Source organism: Burkholderia sp. Bp8984, from assembly GCF_003853755.1.
Taxonomy (GTDB): Bacteria; Pseudomonadota; Gammaproteobacteria; order Burkholderiales; family Burkholderiaceae; genus Burkholderia.
The window spans coordinates 58,730-77,162 of the sequence record NZ_QTQN01000031.1 but is presented as its reverse complement, the minus strand read 5'-3'; the positions used below and the strand labels follow the sequence as shown (position 1 = coordinate 77,162).

The 18,433-nt window shown below is 65.2% G+C and carries 11 protein-coding genes; 7 read left to right on the top strand and 4 right to left on the bottom strand.

The window, feature by feature from the left end; all coding sequences use genetic code 11:
- Nucleotides 1-32: 32 nt before the first annotated feature.
- From tssH to DID98_RS26900, 7 genes are all read left to right on the top strand, one after another.
- Nucleotides 33-2,702 carry a type VI secretion system ATPase TssH gene (gene tssH, locus DID98_RS26930; RefSeq protein ID WP_124571722.1) on the top strand — a complete coding sequence of 890 codons (2,670 nt, stop codon included), beginning with the start codon at nucleotides 33-35 and terminating at the stop codon, nucleotides 2,700-2,702.
- 44 nt (nucleotides 2,703-2,746) lie between these two features.
- Complete coding sequence (gene tssA, locus DID98_RS26925; RefSeq protein ID WP_124487871.1) at nucleotides 2,747-3,868, top strand: type VI secretion system protein TssA; 1,122 nt, start codon at nucleotides 2,747-2,749, stop codon at nucleotides 3,866-3,868.
- A 67-nt stretch (nucleotides 3,869-3,935) separates the two neighbouring features.
- Nucleotides 3,936-6,497, top strand: a complete 2,562-nt coding sequence (locus DID98_RS26920) for a type VI secretion system Vgr family protein (protein ID WP_124571721.1) — start codon at nucleotides 3,936-3,938, stop codon at nucleotides 6,495-6,497.
- Complete coding sequence (locus DID98_RS26915; protein ID WP_124571720.1) at nucleotides 6,497-7,519, top strand: DUF4123 domain-containing protein; 1,023 nt, start codon at nucleotides 6,497-6,499, stop codon at nucleotides 7,517-7,519. The genes DID98_RS26920 and DID98_RS26915 overlap by 1 nt, the downstream gene beginning before the upstream one ends.
- A 13-nt stretch (nucleotides 7,520-7,532) precedes the next feature.
- Nucleotides 7,533-8,336: a DUF3304 domain-containing protein gene (locus DID98_RS26910; RefSeq protein ID WP_124571719.1), complete on the top strand. Its 804-nt coding sequence runs from the start codon at nucleotides 7,533-7,535 to the stop codon at nucleotides 8,334-8,336.
- A 189-nt stretch (nucleotides 8,337-8,525) separates the two neighbouring features.
- Nucleotides 8,526-9,302, top strand: coding sequence for a DUF3304 domain-containing protein (locus tag DID98_RS26905; protein ID WP_124571728.1), 777 nt, complete (start codon nucleotides 8,526-8,528; stop codon nucleotides 9,300-9,302).
- Nucleotides 9,295-11,589 (top strand): DUF2235 domain-containing protein, encoded by a 2,295-nt coding sequence (locus tag DID98_RS26900; protein ID WP_124571718.1) that lies wholly within the window; start codon nucleotides 9,295-9,297, stop codon nucleotides 11,587-11,589. Before DID98_RS26905 ends, DID98_RS26900 begins: the two co-directional genes overlap by 8 nt.
- A 168-nt stretch (nucleotides 11,590-11,757) precedes the next feature.
- On the opposite strand, the gene DID98_RS26895 is transcribed toward DID98_RS26900, so the two are convergent.
- The 4 genes from DID98_RS26895 to tssM are packed head-to-tail and all read right to left on the bottom strand — an operon-like array spanning nucleotide 11,758 to nucleotide 18,262.
- The gene (locus DID98_RS26895; protein ID WP_124571717.1) at nucleotides 11,758-12,333 is read right to left on the bottom strand and encodes a DUF3592 domain-containing protein; all 576 of its coding nucleotides are present in this window, start codon (nucleotides 12,331-12,333) and stop codon (nucleotides 11,758-11,760) included.
- A 40-nt stretch (nucleotides 12,334-12,373) separates the two neighbouring features.
- Nucleotides 12,374-13,324, bottom strand: coding sequence for an OmpA family protein (locus DID98_RS26890; protein ID WP_124571716.1), 951 nt, complete (start codon nucleotides 13,322-13,324; stop codon nucleotides 12,374-12,376).
- A gap of 4 nt (nucleotides 13,325-13,328) precedes the next feature.
- Nucleotides 13,329-14,318 carry a type VI secretion system-associated protein TagF gene (gene tagF / locus DID98_RS26885; RefSeq protein ID WP_044845917.1) on the bottom strand — a complete coding sequence of 330 codons (990 nt, stop codon included), beginning with the start codon at nucleotides 14,316-14,318 and terminating at the stop codon, nucleotides 13,329-13,331.
- Nucleotides 14,315-18,262, bottom strand: a complete 3,948-nt coding sequence (gene tssM, locus DID98_RS26880; protein WP_124522208.1) for a type VI secretion system membrane subunit TssM — start codon at nucleotides 18,260-18,262, stop codon at nucleotides 14,315-14,317. Before tssM ends, tagF begins: the two co-directional genes overlap by 4 nt.
- Nucleotides 18,263-18,433 lie beyond the last annotated feature (171 nt).

The window sequence follows — 18,433 nt, the reverse complement described above, 5'->3', positions numbered from 1 at the left end:
GACAACAAACAATCGAACCTGAGATCGACGCCATGAGCACGCCCCTGAAGACCCTGATCACGAAACTGAACCCGCTGTGCCGGCACGCGACCGAGCGCGCGGCGAGCGCGTGCCTGGCGCGCGGCCATTACGAGGTCGATCTGGAGCATCTGTTTCTCGCGCTGCTTGACCAGGCGACGGGCGACCTGCCGCTCGCGTTGCGTGCGAGCCGCGTCGATCCGCATGCGCTGCGCGCCGATCTCGAGCGCGAACTCACGCGCCTGAAGACGGGCAACACGCGCACGCCGGTGTTTTCCGTGCACCTGATCGCGCTGTTCGAACAGGCCTGGTTGATCGCATCGCTCGATTCGCAGCTCGGCCGCATCCGTTCGGGGCATCTGCTGCTCGCGCTGCTGACCGCGCCCGATCTCGCGCAGTTCGCGCAGCGCATGTCGTCGCAGTTCGCGGAAATGAACGTGACGGACCTGAAGCACAAGTTCGACGAGATCATGGCCGGTTCGAGCGAGGCCGAGCCGCGCCAGGCGGATGCGGAAGGCAGCGACGTCGCGCCGGCCGCCGACGGCGCCGCGCCCGCGGCCGGCCCGTCGAAGACGCCCGCGCTCGACACGTACACGACCAACCTCACGCAGCGCGCGCGTGACGGCAAGATCGACCCGGTGATCGGCCGCGAAGCCGAGATTCGCCAGGCGATCGACATCCTCATGCGCCGCCGCCAGAACAACCCGATCATGACCGGCGAGGCCGGCGTCGGCAAAACGGCGGTCGTCGAGGGTCTCGCGCTGCGGATCGCGGCCGACGACGTGCCGCCGCCGCTGCGCGGCGTCGCGCTGCACGTGCTGGACATGGGTCTGCTGCAGGCCGGCGCGAGCGTGAAAGGCGAGTTCGAGAACCGCCTGAAGAGCGTGATCGACGAGGTGAAGAAGAGCGCGCACCCGATCATCCTGTTCATCGACGAGGCACACACGATCATCGGCGCGGGCGGCCAGGCCGGCCAGAACGACGCGGCGAACCTGCTGAAACCGGCGCTCGCGCGCGGCGAACTGCGCACGATCGCCGCGACGACCTGGAGCGAATACAAGAAGTACTTCGAGAAGGATGCGGCGCTCGCGCGGCGCTTCCAGGTCGTGAAGGTCGAGGAGCCGAGCGAGCCGCTCGCGGCCGCGATGCTGCGCGGGATGTCCGGGTTGATGGAGAAGCACTTCAACGTGCGGATCCTCGACGACGCGATCACCGAGGCCGTGCGCCTGTCGCATCGCTACATCAGCGGCCGCCAGCTGCCGGACAAGGCGATCAGCGTGCTCGACACCGCGTGCGCGAAGGTCGCGCTCGCGCACAGCGCGACGCCCGCGGCGATCGACGACACGAAGAGGCGCATCGAGCGCATCGACGCGGAAATCGCGTCGCTGGAGCGCGAGGCGGCGGGCGGCGCCGCGCACGACGAGCGCCTGGGCGAACTGCGCGGCGCGCGCGACACGGCGCTCGCGCAATTGACCGAGGACGAGGCGCGCTATGAAGCCGAGCGCGCGATCGTCGTCGAGATCACCGAGCTGCGCGACACGCTCGACCGGGCGCGCGGTCCGTCGGAAGACGGCGAGCCGGTCGACGTGCCGGCCACGCGAGAGAAGCTGGCCGAACGCGTCGCGGCGCTGCACGCGCTGCAGGGCGGCGAGCCGATGGTGCCGCTGCAGGTCGACGGCCACGTCGTCGCCGAGATCGTCGCCGCGTGGACGGGCATTCCGCTCGGCCGGATGGTGAAGGACGAGATCGACACCGTGCTGAACCTGCAGCCGCTGCTGACCGCGCGCGTGATCGGCCAGGACCATGCGCTCGACGCGATCGCGCAGCGCGTGCGCACGGCGACCGCGAACCTCGAGGATCCGAACAAGCCGCGCGGCGTGTTCATGTTCGTCGGGCCGTCGGGCGTCGGCAAGACCGAGACGGCGCTCGCGCTGGCCGACATCCTGTACGGCGGCGAGCGCAAGATGGTCACGATCAACATGAGCGAGTACCAGGAAGCGCACAGCGTGTCGGGCCTGAAGGGCTCGCCGCCGGGCTACGTCGGCTACGGCGAGGGCGGCGTGCTGACCGAGGCCGTGCGCCGCAACCCGTATTCCGTCGTGCTGCTCGACGAGGTCGAGAAGGCGCACCCGGACGTGCTCGAGATGTTCTTCCAGGTGTTCGACAAGGGCACGATGGACGACGCCGAAGGGCGCGAGATCGACTTCCGCAATACGCTGATCATCCTGACGTCGAACGTCGGATCGGCCGCGGTGATGCAGGCGTGCCTGAACAAGCCGGCCGAGGAACTGCCCGATCCGGACGCACTCGCCGAGGCGCTGCGCCCGCAGCTGTACAAGACGTTCAAGCCCGCGTTCCTCGGCCGGATGAAGGTCGTGCCGTACTACCCGATTTCCGACGACGTGCTGGCCGAGATCATCGAGCTGAAGCTCGAACGGATCCGTCGCCGCATCGAAGCGAACCACAAGGCCGCGTTCGAGTGGGACGAATCGCTCGTCGACGCGGTGCTCGCGCGCTGCACCGAGGTCGATTCGGGCGCTCGCAACGTCGACCACATTTTGAACGGCACGCTGCTGCCGGAGATCGCGGGCCACGTGCTCGGCCGGATCGCCGACGGTGCGGCCATCGCGCGCATCGCCGTGCGCGCGGACGAGGCCGGCGAATTCGCCTATACGGTCGAATGAGCCTCCGCACGCGACATCTCATGCATCAACGGATTCACTGAACCATGCCGATCAATCTCCCCGAGCTGCTGACGCCGATCAGCGATGCATCGCCCAGCGGCGACGACCTGCTGTTCTCGAATGAATTCGACGCGATCCAGGACGCGCGGCGCTACGACGATCCGACGCTCGACCAGGGCGAGTGGGTGACCGAGATCAAGGAGGCCGACTGGGGCTTCGTCGTCGATCACGCGGGCGCGCTGCTGCGCACGCGCACCAAGGACCTGCGGCTCGCCGTGTGGCTGACCGAGGCGCTCGCGCTGGAGGACGGCATCACCGGCCTCACCGAAGGCTATGCGCTGCTGGAAGGCCTGTGCCGCGACTACTGGGACACCGTGCATCCGCTGCCGGAAGGCGACGACGTCGAATACCGGCTCGGCAACGTCGCGTGGCTGTCCGGCCGCACGGCCGAGCTGCTGCGCGGCATTCCGGTGACCGACGGCGCATCGAACGCGTTCACCACGCTCGATTGGGAAGTCGCGCAGCATGTGGCGCAGGCCGTGAAGCGCGATCCGGAACATGCGGACGACATCGCGCGCGGCAAGCCGTCGGTCGAGCAGGTGGATGCGTCGCGGCGCGTGACGTCGATCGCGTTCTACACGACGCTGCTCGCGAACCTGAAGGCGTTCGAAATCTCGCTCGACGCGTTCGAGGAGCGGCTCGTCGAACGCGCCGGCGATTCGGCGCCGAGCTTCCGGCAGACGCGCGACGCGTTCGAGACCGTGTACCGGCTCGTCGAGCGCTTCGCGCGCGAGCAGGGCTATACGGGCAGCGCGCCGCATGCGCCGTCGGCGCCGCAGGCGCAGCCCGAGCGCATCGAGCCGAGCTTCGGCGACGCGTTCCACACCGAGGAGACCCATGTGCAGTCGCAGACCGCTCCGCGTCCGCCGGTGACGCAAATGATCGCCGGCATCCAGAACCGTGCGCAGGCCGTCGACCAGCTTCGTGCGGTCGCGCGCTACTTCCGCCAGACCGAGCCGCACAGCCCGGTCGCGTATCTCGCGGACAAGGCCGCCGAATGGGCCGACATGCCGCTGCACAAGTGGCTCGAGAGCGTCGTGAAGGACGACGGGTCGCTGTCGCACATCCGCGAGCTGCTGGGGGTGAGGCCCGACGAGCAGTCGTGAGCCGCCGCTTGTTGACCTGAGAGCGCGGGCCCGGCGGGCTCGCGATGAACGAGAAGAAGGGTGACGCATGAACGTGACCGAACTGGCACAGGCGATTCGCGGTGGCCTGATCCAGCAGGATCGGCTGCTGAAGACGGACATCCCGTCGCTGCCGAACAATGCGCTCGTGCCGCGCCGCGCGGTGACCAGTTCGGCGCTCGGCCGCGATTTCAGCGTGGCGCTCGATCTGGTGTCCACCGCGAGCGACGTCGAGCTCAAGACGCTGATCGCGCAGCCGATCACGCTGTGGATCCAGCAGCCGGACAAGTCGTATCTGCCGATCAACGGCTATGTCCACACGGCGCGACGGCTCGGCGCCGACGGCAGCCTGTCGAGTTACCAGCTGCGCTTCGCGTCGTGGATGCATTTCCTCAAGTTCCGCAGCGACATGCGGTACTGGCAGGACCAGCCGGTCGACGCAATTCTCTCCGACGTGTTCGATACGCATCCGCAGGCCAGGGGCCAATACCAGTTCGCGTTGTCGAAACCGTTGCCGTCCCGGTCGTACTGTCGCCAGAGCGAAACCGACTGGAACTTCGTGCACCGGCTGATGGAGGACGAAGGGCTGTTCGGGTTCTGGCGGCACAGCGAAGACGGGAAGGCGCATACGCTCGTCATCACCGACGACGTGCATGCGGTCGATGCGCTGTCCCCGAATGTCGTTACGTTCGATCGTTCCGGCAGCGGCACCGAAACCGCCGGGTTTACGCAATGGACCGCATCGCGGACGTTGCAAAGCACGCTGCACACGACGCGCACCTTCGACTACAAAGCGCCGTCGTCGGCGGGCAATCCGAACGGCACGTCGCTGCCGACCAAGGCCGGCCAGGGGGACCTGCCGGGCCAGGCGGAAATCTACGAATACACCGGCGCGTACACGTATCCGGGCCAGGACCGCGGCGAACACCTGTCGAAGATTCGTCTCGAGGAATGGGAGTCGCGCGCGAAGCGCTTCTTCGGCGTGGGCGGCGTGCGCGCGATCGATGCCGGCCGGCGCTTCACGCTGACCGGTCATCCCGAGCACGACCGCGATTCGGCGAGCGAGCGCGAGTTCGCGGCCATCGGCGTCACGCGGTACATCGAGAACAATCTGCCGGTTTCGGACCACGAAGCGAGCTTTCCGCATAGCCTGCAGGACCAGCTGGCGCAGGTGAAGGCCGGTCACGGGGAAGCGGCGGCATTCGAAGTTGGGCATGACGACGGCTCCGCCGGGTTCTATCTCGTCGAGGTCGAAGCGCAGCGCGCGAGCGTGCCGTACCGCAGCCCGTTCGAGCATCGCAAGCCCGCGATGCAGCTCGAGACGGCGATCGTCGTCGGGCCGAAGGGCGAAGAGGTTTATACGGACGAGCTGAACCGGATCAAGGTCATGTTCGTCTGGGACCGCCAGAGCGAAGGCCGCGAGAACGCGTCGTGCTGGATGCGTGTCGTGCAGTCCGATACCGGCGGCGGGTACGGCGGCGTGCATATTCCGCGGGTCGGCGAGGAAGTGCTGATCGGCTACATCGGCGGCGACTGCGACCGGCCGATCGTCATGCATCGCGTGTACAACGGTGCGACCCGGCCGCAGTGGCATAGCAACGGGATCCTGTCGGGCTTCCGGTCGAAGGAGTATGCAGGATCGGGGCACAACGAGATGGTGCTCGACGACGCGACCGGGCAGAACCGCGCGCGCCTGTTCAGCAGCAGTGCGAATTCGCTGCTTCATCTCGGCTATCTGATCGAGCAGAACGGGAACACGCGCGGTGCGTATCTCGGCTCAGGCTTCGACCTGCGCACGGATGCGTACGGCGCGATGCGAGCCGGGCAGGGCCTGTACGTGACGACGCATCCGAAGCAGGCGAACAGCCAGCCGCTCGACGTGAGTGAGGCGAAGCAGCAGCTTGGCAATGCGCAGGGGCTGATCGAATCGATGTCGCAGGTCAGCGAGATGCATCAGGCGGAGAGTCTCGGCACCGGTCGCGATGCGCTCAAGCAATTCGCCGAGGCGACGCAGAACAGCGTGGCGGGGGCGGCCTCGGGTGGCGGCAGGACTGCAGGCGGCGGGACGGGGAATGCGAATGCGTTCAAGGAGCCGGTGATGTTGTTCGCGAGCCCGGCGGGGATTGGGGTGGCGTCGCAGCAGTCGGTGCACCTGGCGAGCGACCGGCAGACCAATATCGTCAGTGGTCAAAGTACGTTCATTACCAGCGGGAAGTCGCTGATCGCCGGCATCCGGGATCGCATCAGCCTGTTCGCGCAGAACGCCGGGATGAAGCTGTTCGCCGCGAAGGGCAAGGTCGAGGTTCAGGCGCATGCGGACAGCATCGAACTCACAGCGCAGAAGACCGTGAAGATGATGGCGGCGACCGAGGCCGTCGACGTGGCCGCGAAGCAGGAGATCCTGCTCACGTCGGGTGGCGCCTATATCCGGATCAAGGGCGGCAACATCGAGATTCACGCGCCGGGGAAGGTAGATTTCAAGGGCGCTCAGCACCAGTTCAGCGGACCGACGAGCATGCAGTATCCGCTGCCCGCGATGCCGGGCGGCACGTGCAAGCAATGCGTGCTGAATGCGCATAGCGGTCGTGAATCGATGGTCGAGGCGGATTGATGGACGAAGTCAACGATACGGGTGACACCATCGAGATGGCGGCGGATGGGCCCAATCCGCGCGAGCGTGAATGGCCGGCGTTCGTGGAGACGCTGAAGGCATCGCTGGAGCACGAGGCCGGCGACGGCAGACCGAGGCGTCTGTACGTGCTCGTCGACACGCGCGGTTATCAGGAGCTGGACACGCAGCTGGCAGCCGTGCGCGGCCTGCGTTACGCGTCCCTTTGGACCGATACCGGGCTGGATGCCTATACGGATATCGCACCGTACCTGATTGCGTTCGACGGTCGCGCACTCGACGGCGGGGATGCGGAGCAGCATCGCGTGCTGCGTCAGCTGTGGCTGGATGCCGTCGATCTGCATGCGGTGACGTGGTTGTGCTCGGCGTGGTCGTTCGACGCGCTGGATGCACATCTGCGCCAGTACGTGAAGTACGCGCTGCCGAACGGTCGCGCGTACTACCTGTTCTTCTTCGACAATCTTGTATTCGGGCGGCTCCGACAGGTGTGGAGCGACACGCAGGCGCAGCAGTTCGTCGCGCCGTTTAGCGAGATCCGATATCGCGATCGTCGGCTCGACGAAGTCGTGTGGCGCAACGACACGCCGGCGGTTGAAGGTGTGATGTCGGCAAGCGACGCACCGGACCTCAGCGAGCGGCAGCACGCGCTACTGATCGAGCTCGGGTACCCGGACAAGCTCGTGCTGAAGTTTCGCGAGACGATGGCGGCGGTGGTCGATCACCTGTCCGATGCGGAACTCCATGATCAGGTTGTCGAGCAACTCGAACGCGCAGCAGCGCACGGGATTGCCGAAGAAGCGGAATTGCAGTGCTACGTAATGACGGGCGTGCTGGTTGCGCCCCGGTTCGACGAGCATCCGGCGGTGCGGGTGTGCCTTGGAGCCGTGGCGCATGGAGAGACGACGCTCAATGACGCGTTGGCGACGATCGACGACGCGACATGGAATGCGATTCGCGATGCGCACGAGCGGGAATCGATGGAGGCGCTTCGTGGCGTGGCGTAGGTCCGTGCCGGCGATGTGCCTGCTTGCGGCGGCTTTGAGCGCGTGTGGCAAGTCGGAGCCGGTGTATAGCGGAATTTCGGTAATGGCTCGGAATTATCTGCCGTACAACATGAGCGGCTTCACCGTGATGGACGCGTTTGGAAACAAGGCAAGCGGGGGCGGGGACGACCCGCCGGGTGCAGGTGGGGGGAGCGTGACGTGTTGCTACCAACTCAAGGGCGCCGAGTTCACGGTCGAATGGAAGTATTACGATGCAGACCGATGGACGATGGACGACTCGCACATGCAGGAGGTCGAGACAAAGGTCGTGATGCCACCGTCGGTCGTTCCTGAGCAGCTCGGCGCCCGCATTCTCGAAGTTCATTTCTATCCGGATCGTCACGTCGAGCTTCAATTTCCGGGCGAACTTCTCGACAAGTCGCGTATTCCGATCGTCGAGGTTTCCCGATGGATGGCGACTCGTTATCAGGCGCAACTGGATAGGAAATTTGCAGATACGGACGGGCAATCGCATCGTCGCATCGCGCGTGCAGTGGCTGCTGCGTGGCTGAAATATCGGCTGACCGACTGGCGTGATCTCGCGCAATACGTGTACTTCGACCTGCTGGTGAACAGTCGATTCGATTCGCACCCGACGGTCCAGCGCATCTTGCAGACTGATGCCAGTCAACCCGGTACGTTCGCGAAGTCGATGCAGACCTTGTCGAAGAACGTGCTGTCGGCTTTGGCGAGCGGCCGCTTCGAACCCGTGGCTGTCCCGGCGGTTCCTGACGGCTTGCTGCCGTCACCGCGTATGGACGAGGCGCGACATGGTTGATTTCGTGGAGAGGGGTTCTGGCTATGAGTGGAAGGGCCGCTTACGTGACGGGCGGAACGATACCGATGCGTGGGATATGCCTGCAACGCATGCTCGACAATATTCGGAAGGAAAACATCAGTGAATAGCACGACGGGATTTTCGGGGCTGGCGAGCCGTGTTCTGGCTGGGTGTCTGCTCGTGACGGCCATGGCGGCGTGCGGCAAGTCGGAGCCGACATATAGCGGCGTTTCGGTCATCGCTCACAACTATCTGCCGTACAACCTGGACGGGTTCACGATCACCGATGCCCACGGAAACAAGGCGGGTGGGGGGAACAGCTTGCCGGGTGGTGGGGGCGGGGTGACGTGTTGCTACAAGCTCCAGGGAACCGAGTTCACGGTCAAGTGGAATTACGTCGACGTCGACCAGTGGCATAAAGGCAATGAGGAAACGCTTCACGCCGAGGCAAAGGCGACGTTGCCCCCATCGCAGGTTCCGGAGAAGGTAGGCGATCGAATCCTCGAGGTTCACTTCTATCCGGATCGTCACGTCGAGCTTCAGTTTCCTGGCGCGTTGATGGACGAATCGCGTATTCCGATGATCGATGTGTCGCGCTGGATGGCGAGCAGGTATCAGGCGCAATTGAGCAAGCGGTACGACGAGCGTGAAGACCAGCAGTTTCGTCGTGTCGCTCGAGTTGTTGCGTTGGCATGGTTGAAGTACCGCCTCGTCGATCTCGACGATTTGAAGCAGTACGCTTACTACAACCTGCTCGTGAACAGTCGCTTCGACTCGCATCCGGAGATCCAGCGCATGTTGCAAGCGGATGCCGGCAAGCCAGGCGCTTTTGCGAAGTCCATGCAATCGTTGCCGAAGAATGTTCTGTCTGAATTGACGAGCCACAAGTTCGAACCGGTCGCAGTGCCACCCATATCCGACGGGCTGGTTCCGCCGCCGCGTGTCGAGGAGAAAAAGCATGGCTGAAAGAGTCAAACTCGATCCGGATGACGCGACGCCAACATCCGTATACGCCCAAATCGCAAACCGGAATGCGACGATGTACCCGAAGGGCGATTGCATGCCGTGCGGCGCGACGATTCGGATGGGCTTTTTCTTCGATGCATTCGGACGCCATCGCGATATCGACGATCCATCGAGTTCGCAATACTCCAATATCGCCCGGCTCTGGGAAGCGCATCGCGATATGGAGGATCCGAGACGGCCCGCGAATCAGTTCTGGTTTCGCTTCTATTATTCGGGATTGGGCACGCCCCTCAACGAGTCAGCCAAGGCCGAGGAATGGATCAATGCTGCCGTAGCCGCGAGCAAGATGGGGGGCAAGAAGGCGTTGAGCGGAGCGCAATCGGTCGCCAAGTCGTTCACGCGCGTCAATACGCCGCTCAAGCAGGCCGGCGTAAAAAAACGTGTCGACGACGTAAAGAAGCAGCTCATCGATGGGTTCCTCGAGGGGGACTTCTCGCTTCGACCAATCGACAAGGCATTCCAGGATCTTCGGAAGGATATCGAACGCATTCCCGCTCAGGCGCGGCGTGTCATGAACGTCTTGAATGCATCGCCGGAGCGATACTGGGAACGAACCAAGGCGACCGGAACGCTGCTGTGGCGCAACGCGAAGAACGACTTCAAGAACAACGTCAAAGGCACTCCGATGAAGGCGGGCTGGGCGGTCGCTCGCAGCCTCTTTGTCGGTATAGCGATGGAGAACGTGCCGATCGTGCGTGACAATTCCGTCATGGCCAAAGCTTTCGGCACAGGTGTCGATACGCGGTTGATCGCCGCCAAGGACCAGTTCAAGACTGCGTACGAGGCCGTCAAGAGCCAGATGCCGAAAGTCCGGGCGATCGAGGTTTCGGTGTTCGGCGCGGATCGAGGGTGCGTGCTCGCACGTGCGTTCATCAACGATCTGGCGGAGAAATACAAGCGCAGGGACGACACGGATCTCGCTATTGACGGTGTGTCGATTCAGATCAAATTCGTCGGATTGCTCGATGCAGTTTCGTCCATCATGTCGGAGGAGGCCGGCGAGCTGATCGGAATGGTGCCTTATCTGGGTATGCTCAAAACCAGCTTCAAGGATCGTCCTCTCGCCATCCCGGCCAGTGTGCAGCGCTGCGTTCATTTTGCCGCTGCGCATGAGATGCGCTTCTATCAGCGACTCGACAGTCTCGAGAAAACCCGTGGCGAACAGTTTCTCTATCCGGGCACGAGCTGTGATGTCGTCGGCGGCGCGCCGAGCGGGGCCATGGGGCTCAATGCCGAATTGATGAGAGTCCCGCTGCAAGACATGTTGCTGGAAGCGATCAAGGCGGGCGCGGTCATGGACACCATGGAGGATCTGTACCTGTACAACGCGCCGGTGTTCAAGCGTTTCAAGCTCTCGGATCCGATCAAGTACGGTGGTAAGGAGTATCGAATCAAGGCGCTGGTCAACGCCTACCGCACCCTCGTCCCGCGCAAGCCCGGCGCCGACTTCATGGAGCATTCGAAAGTCTTCATGCGCTGGATCGCAGCCCGCTACATGGATCCCGACTTCCGCCGCACGATTGCCGACCCGGTTGCCGACTGGAAACGCAACATGAGCGACGCTGACGTGCAGCGCAAGACGGCGAAGTCGCAACTCGACTGGGAACTGCAGCGACAAGGCATCAACATGAGCATGCTGGCCAGCCGCAGCCAGGAGGACCAGGCGAAGCTGCGGGGCATGAAGGCAGCGAGCGACGCGGCACAAAAGCGCTATGAGAAGCTGATCGCGGAAGCGCCGAAGGACTATTCGACGGTCTGGGAGCGTCTCGAGAAGGAAGCGGCAAAGAAGCTGCGCCGCGCGTCGTATCAGGACGGCCTGAAGCAATCCGCCGAGCGTATCCGTAACATGCCGGATTCGTGGGACTCCAATAACAAGGCGAGCGCGGACGCGATCGAGGCGGCTATGCTGCCGGAAGCCGAGATGGAGCTGGTGTCGGCCTGGAAGGAAGGGGTCGAAGGCAAGCATCCGCTTCCGCAGGAGGTCATGGCGCTGTTCGACATGCTTGTCCACGATACGTTGTTGACGAGCTGGCAAGACCACGTGCTGGCGCCGTCACTGTACTTCCGCACTCGCGACAAGGATACGTTCGGGTCGAGCGATCTCGCAAAGGAAGCGAAGCAGCGCAAGAAAGACGATCTTGCCGCGGCACGTATCGACCAGGCGGCCAAGCAGAGCCAGGAATGGGCGCGGGGCTACAAGGGCGGCACAACTCCCCCCATTCATTGAGCGGCGTTGCTGGATGACGGAGCGCCAGCCTCGCTGTCTATCAGGGAAGAGCGCTCCGCGAGATGACCGCCATATTCGAATGCTGAACCGCCGAACATCGACTCACGGCAGATTCAGCATGGCGCCTGGCCTACAAGCAACTCCGCGAAACCGGCCTGCACGTCCGCATCACGCACCGCTGGCGCGATTCCGCGCGCGCCGTGCTTTGCGCCGCACCGCATGCTTTTTGCGATCCTCGATCCACGGAAGCAGCGCAATGCTCACCGCACACAGCATCAAGCCGCCGACCAAGGCGAACAGACCGAATCCGATTTCTCGTACCCATTCCCCGCCCACAACCGCTTCGTTGCGCCGCGCAATACCCGGAAACATCGGCGAAACGCGCAGACCATCGTTCCCGGCCTCGCCGCAATACGTCTTCGTGAACGCGGCGAACTGTTCGCGACCGATGTTCGACGCGGCCGAACGCGAATAAACAGGCGACCCGGCAGGCCGCCACGTCGTGTCGTAGTGCTGCGTTTGCCCGGCACCATAGCGGAAGACGGCGCGCGCCTCCCATGTCACGTCGGACTTGCCATATCGCAGAGACAACTCGCATCGCTCGACGAAGGCGGGGACATGAGGCCATGCGCCAGCGCGAGCGAGGATGGCCGAATTGATGACGCCCGATGCGCCCAGCAGCACGAAGACCGCACCGAAAACCAGAAGAATGGCCGATCGCAAGCAGCGCAGAGCGAATTTCATCGGAATTGCTGGATTCTCGCCATGCCCCCGAATGCTCCGCCTATTGCCCCACCCGGAACTCGATCCGCCGATTCCTCGCCCGCCCTTCGGCCGTATCATTCGGCGCAATAGGCTGATCCGGCCCGACCCCCGTCGTCGTCATCTGCTGCGGCGGGATGCTCTTCGTGATCAGATACCCCTTCACCGCGTCCGCACGCGCCTGGCTCAGCGCGATGTTCGACGTCCGGTTCCCGGAGTTGTCGGTATGCCCGATGATGTCGACCGTGCGGTTCTGCATCTTCGCGAGCGCGGCCGCCATCTGATCGAGAATCTGCCTGCCTTGCGGCGTGAGCGTCGCACTGCCCGTTTCGAACTCGATCGTGCGATTCGCGAGCGTCTGGTCGAGCAGCCCCTGCTCGGACGCCGACACGCGCAGCCCGTTCTTGATCGTATAAGTCGGATTCAGCGTATTCGCCATGTCGCTCGCGAGCTGCTGGCGCTGCGCCTCGTTGTGCACCTCGCCCTTCATCTCGATCTGCGTGCCGTTGATCTTCAGCTGGCCTTTGCTGATCTGCTTCAACTGCGCACCGAGCAGCTTCTGCACGTTCGCGCTCCAGTTCGGCGGCGTCGCGACGTCGCCGACCTCGATCTGGTCGACCACGTTCGCCGCGCCGTAGGTGTCGCGCAGCTTCTGCAGCACGGCGGCCTTGGTCGCCTCGTCGGGCACCTTGCCGCCGACCACCACCTGGCCGGGCGACGCGTTCGCGGGCGGCGGTGCGATCGTGCCGGCCGTGCCGCGCACCACCGTGCCGGACGCCGTGGCCGGCGCGGCGCCAGGGTTGGCGTTCGCGGGCAGGGCAGTGGCCGCGACCGTGCCGTTGCCGACCGGCGTGACGGTCGCGCCGCCCGTGTTCTGCGCATGGGCCGCGCCGCAGGCGACGAGGCCCGCGGCGGCGAGAGCGGATACGAAGGGCGACAAGCGCGTGCGCCGGACCTGAATCGTGCGTTGCATCCCGTCAGCCTCCGATGAACGCTTCGCGGAAGGCGTCGATGGCGACGCGCAGCGAGAGTTGCGGTTGGTCGAGGTAGCTGACGAGCTTGCTGATCTGGTGATCGTTTTGCGCATGGGCGTCGATCCACTCGGGATCGTCGATGTCGATGTTGTGGGCGGCGTAGGTCTGCGGATCGACGACGCTCAGCAGCGTCTTCGACGACGCGCCGTTGAAGCCGATGATCAGCCGTTCGCGTTCGGCGATCGTGCCGATGAAGATCGCGAGCTCGAAGTCGGCCTGCGCGACGAACGGTGCGATCAGTTCGAGCCAGAACGCGGCGACGAGGCTGCGATAGAACGGGTCGACCGGCAGCGGCAGCGTGAGGCCGCGCTCGATGTGCGACGAGCCACTCTGCATCACGGGCCGCAACAGCGAACCGAGCGCGAGCATCGCGCCGCGCAGCCGCACCGGATGACCGCTTTCGAGCAGCATCTGCTGCAGGCCGTACAGCGACTGGTGTTCGATGAAGTCGTTGAAGGTGCCGTCATGCGATGTGCCGGGGCCGCCGACGTCGATCGGCACCTGCGTATCGCCGAGCGCCTGCAGCGCGCCGGGCGGCTCCTCCTTCGCGAGCAGCGCCGGCATCTGCGCGGCGACGCGCGACCACAGCCGCGCGAACGCGAGCGGGCTGCGCGCGAGGAAAGCGAGCGGCCGGTCGACCTCGAGCGCGGTCGCGCCGAGGAACGGGAAACGGCGCATCGACACGTCGTGGCTCGCGACCATGTGGCCCGCGATGGCGAGCTTGCTGCGCGAGCCGAGGAACGCGAAATGCATCGGCTTCGCATCCTCGTAGACGATCTTCCAGCGCGGATCCTCCGCGAGCAGTTCGAGTGCTTGCGCGATCCAGCGATCGAGCGTCTGCAGCAACTGCGGATTGTGCGGGCTCTTCACGAAGTCGCCGCGCGACGGAATCTTGCCGAAATAGGCGATCTGCGCCTGAACGGTTTGCGTCATTGCGCCCCCTGTGCGTTCGTTGCGGTGGCGGCCGCGACGGCCGGTGCGGCCGCCGGCGCGCCCGAGCCGGCCTGCGTCGCGTTCTGCGCGGCACCCGCGCTCGCGTCGGCGACCGACGACGGCAGCTGCAGGCCGCGCAGGCTCTGCTGCTGCGGCTGGTCGCCGCCGCTGCTGGTCGGTTGCGACGTGCTGATGATGCGCATCGTCACCGATACGTTCACGCTGCCCTGGACCCACGTGAGGTCGAAGGTGCCGTCCGGACGGCGCTTGCGCTGCGCCGAGTTGATCAGCTTCTCGAGACCGTAGCGGCCCGGTTCGTTGACGAGCTGCACCGTGCGGCCGTCGAAGGTCGTCGCGGACAGCGTCGCGCCCGGCGAGCCCTGCGGGTTCGGCCACACGAAGTTGGTCCACTGCGGCGGCGTGTTGCGGTAGCGCAGCTGCTGGCCGTCGATCGCGATCGTGTATTCCGTCGTGCCCGTGCTCGGCTGCGGCAGGATCTGGAACACGGTCTGCGGTTCGGCCGCCGCGGCCGCGCCGCCCGCGGCGCCGCCGGCGAGCGGCGCGACCCAGCGCGCGAAGCCGTTCGTGAAGTCGGGCGTGAGGCCGATGCCCATGTCGCCCCACGTGCGGGCGGCGAGCGTGTCGCCGCGGCGCACCGCGAGCGGGCCCAGCGTCGTGCCGACGAACTTCGCGATCGCACCGTCCGGACCGAACACCTGCGCGATTTCACCGGCGCCGGCCTCGACCTTCGCGTTCGCCGCGAACGGGTACTTGGTCGCGAGCGAGCTCTGGAACGGCTGGTAGACCTGCGCGTTCCATACCTTGTTGACTTCCGCGCTGGCAGGCTGGATCACCACCGAGAACGCCTGCATCAGCGGCCGCACCAGCAGCGGACGCAGCGACTTGCGTTGCGAATCGGTGAGGCCTGTCAGCATCTGCTCGTCGACGAACTTCAGCGAATCGGCGAGTTCCGAGCCGTTGCCGTCGAGCGTCTGCTGCATCAGCTGGCGCGCGCCGGGGCCGGGGTCGCCCTGGTTCTTGATCACGTTGAAGCGCGTACGGACCTTCGACAGCGAATCCATATAGCCCTTGAGCATCGACGTGCCGTCGTGCGTCGCGACGATCCGCGCGAGCCCGATGAACTCCTGGCCGATCGGACCCATCGGCACCTCGGCCGGATTGCCGTTGATGTCGATGTTCGCGGCCGCCACCTGGCCGGCCTGCGAGCGCGTGAACAGCTGCTTGACCCAGTTCACGACGCCGGTCTGCGCCTTCTTGATCGCGACGTTCGCCAGCGACGGGTTGTCCCACGACGTCTGGTCGTACGCGGTCTCGAGGATCTTGCGGATCGGCGAATCCTGCGGGTCGCCGAGGCGGTTCATCCCGTCGACGGCCTGGCCGAAGCTGCTGAAGCCCTGCACCGCGATGCCCTGCATGAACTTCTGCCAGTGCTGCGCGTACTCGGTCTTGTACATCCCGACGAGCGTCTTCTGGATCTGCTCGGGGCTGCCTTCCAGCGTCAGGTCGTCCTGCGTCGACGTGTTCAGCACCCAGTCCTTCGCCTGCAGTTCCTTGGTCGCCGCGTCGCGGATCGCCGGCTGCACGTAGTCGAACCACGCTTCGCGCGTGAACGTGCCCGGAATCGCATAGCTGCCGGCGACCAGCCCCTGGTTGCCGTCGCCGACGATGCGCGCGATGGTCATCGGCGCGAAGCGGGTCGACGCGCGCGCCTTGATTTCCTCGTAGACGCGCTGGCGGGCCGGCATGCCGCGCACGACGCGGCGCAGGTTCTCGCGGGTCTGGTCGACGAGCGCGAGGTTCGCATCGATCATCGGCCAGTCGTTGTCGTTCACGCGGGCGAGATAGAACGAGATCATGCGCTCGGCACTCTTGATCATCTCGTCGCGCGGCATGTTGCCGCGATTCGTCTCGAGCCAGCCGCGCCAGAAGCGGGCGAGCTGGTCGGTCAGGTGCGCCTGTTCGACGTGACGCTTGTCGGACAGCATCAGGTAGGTCTTCAGCGCGTTGTACGCGTCCTGCACGTTGGTCGGCGACGCGTCGCTGTAGAGGCCGCCCTGCGGCGCGGCCGGCTGTTGCGGCGCGGCGGCGGCGGCCGCCGCCGCGGATGCACCTTGCGCGGCGCCGGCGAGCGGCGTGGCGCCCGGCGGGTTCGTCGACACGGGAATCGCGCCGCCCTGCACGGCCCCCGATTCCGGCGGGCGCGTCATCGGCACGAGCTGTTCGGGATGCGCGTTCACGTCCTTCATGAACGACGCGAGGTTCTGCGAGACCGGCGCGAGCAGGATCTGGCGCACGCCGTTGTAGTACTCGGTCAGCAGGTGCTGCTCGAGACGGTCGCCCTGGTACAGGCCGAGCGACACCGACACCGGCTTGTCGCGGCGGAACTGTTCGAGCTGTTCGATGCGGTCTTCCAGGATGTCCATTGCCTGCAGGCGCGACTGCAGGTCGTTGCGGCCCTGCTGCAGGCGCGTGACGTTGTCGAGGTCGGCCTGCACGTTCGCGACGAGCTGCTGGTTGCCGATCGTCGACCAGGTCCAGCCGCCGAGCGCGAGTGCGAGCGCCGCGACGAAGCCGAAGAAGGTCGCGTAGCGCAGCCGGGTCTTGGTCGGGCTCGCGAACTGGCGCACGGTCTGGCGGTCCGCGAAGATCACCTTCGAGAACAGGTCGCGCAGGAAGAAGCCGTTCTTCGAGAACGCGCTGTGCGGCTTGGGCAGCGCGCTCGCGTCGAGGCCGAAGCGGTGCGCGATGCGCTGCGCGGCCGCGCTGTTGGTTTCGCCTTCCTGCAGCGCGCTGGTGAAGTAGAAGCCGCGGAAAATAGGCTTGTACTGGAACGGGTTGTTCTCGAACAGCGTCGCGAGGAACGCGCGCAGCGACGGCTTGATCGTCGAGAATTCGAGCGGGAAGCTCAGCTGGCCCGGCGACAGCTGGTTGCCGCGCGATAGCGACAGCTGCGCGACGCTGATTTCCTTCAGCCCTTCGTAGAGTTCCTCGAAGTGCGTGTCGAACTGCGCGACCACGTCGCGCTTGTCATCGGGCTCGTAGGGCAGGGTGGCGCCCCACACGCGGTCGTATTCGTGCTTGTCGCTGCTGCTGAAGAATTCGGTGAAGCCGGTGATCAGGTCGGCCTTGGTGAACATCACGTAGACCGGCGCGAACACCTCGAGCTTCTCCGTCAGCTCCTGAACGCGCTGACGGAGATTCTTCGCGAGGTTGATCGCGAACTCGGGGCGGTTGCCGGTGAGTTCGGCGATGCTCGCGGTGACGATGATGCCGTTGATCGGCGCCTTCGGACGATAGCGCTTCAGCAGGCCGAGAAAGCCGAGCCATTCGCTGCGGTCTTCCTCGTGCACCGAGTAGCGGCCGGCCGTGTCGAGCAGGATCCCTTCGGTCGTGAAGAACCAGTCGCAGTTACGCGTGCCGCCGATGCCGTGGATCACCGCGCTGTTCTTGTCCGCGAACGGAAACTGCAGGCCGGAGTTCAGCACGGCGCTGCTCTTGCCGGCGGCCGGGTTGCCGATCACGATGTACCACGGCAGTTCGTACAGCGCGGAGCCGCCCGACACCTGGCCGATCTTCGACGTCTTGATCGTCTTCACGGCGTCGGACAGGCGCGTGCGCAGCACGTCGAGGTCGGCGGTCTTCGTGTCGGGTGCGAGCGCGGCCGCGGCCGGCGCGGCGATCTTGCCGGTTTCCGCCTGCTCTTCCAGCACCTGCCCGAGCTGCCGGTTCGCGCGCTTCACGCGCCAGCGGCGCACCAGTGCGACGCCGAGCCACAGCACGAGGATCGCCGCGAAGGCGACCGCCGCCCACAGGAGCGGCAGCTGCAGCATGTCGGCAGCGATGAAGAGAATCGCCGCTAGCGCGACGATCCCGACAATCGAGAGCGTACGCGGATGAGTCAGCACGTTGAGGATGCGTTGCATAGGACGTTCAGGTTCCGGTGCGATTCGGTGAGGCGACGCAGGCGCGCCGAGCGGCAAGCGTGGCGCCGCGATGTGTCGCCATGCTGTCAAACGGGATGAAGGGGGCTGGCATCAATGCGCCCGCGGCATCGGAGAAGGCGCGCGCAATAATGAAAGGACGCTGTGAGAATT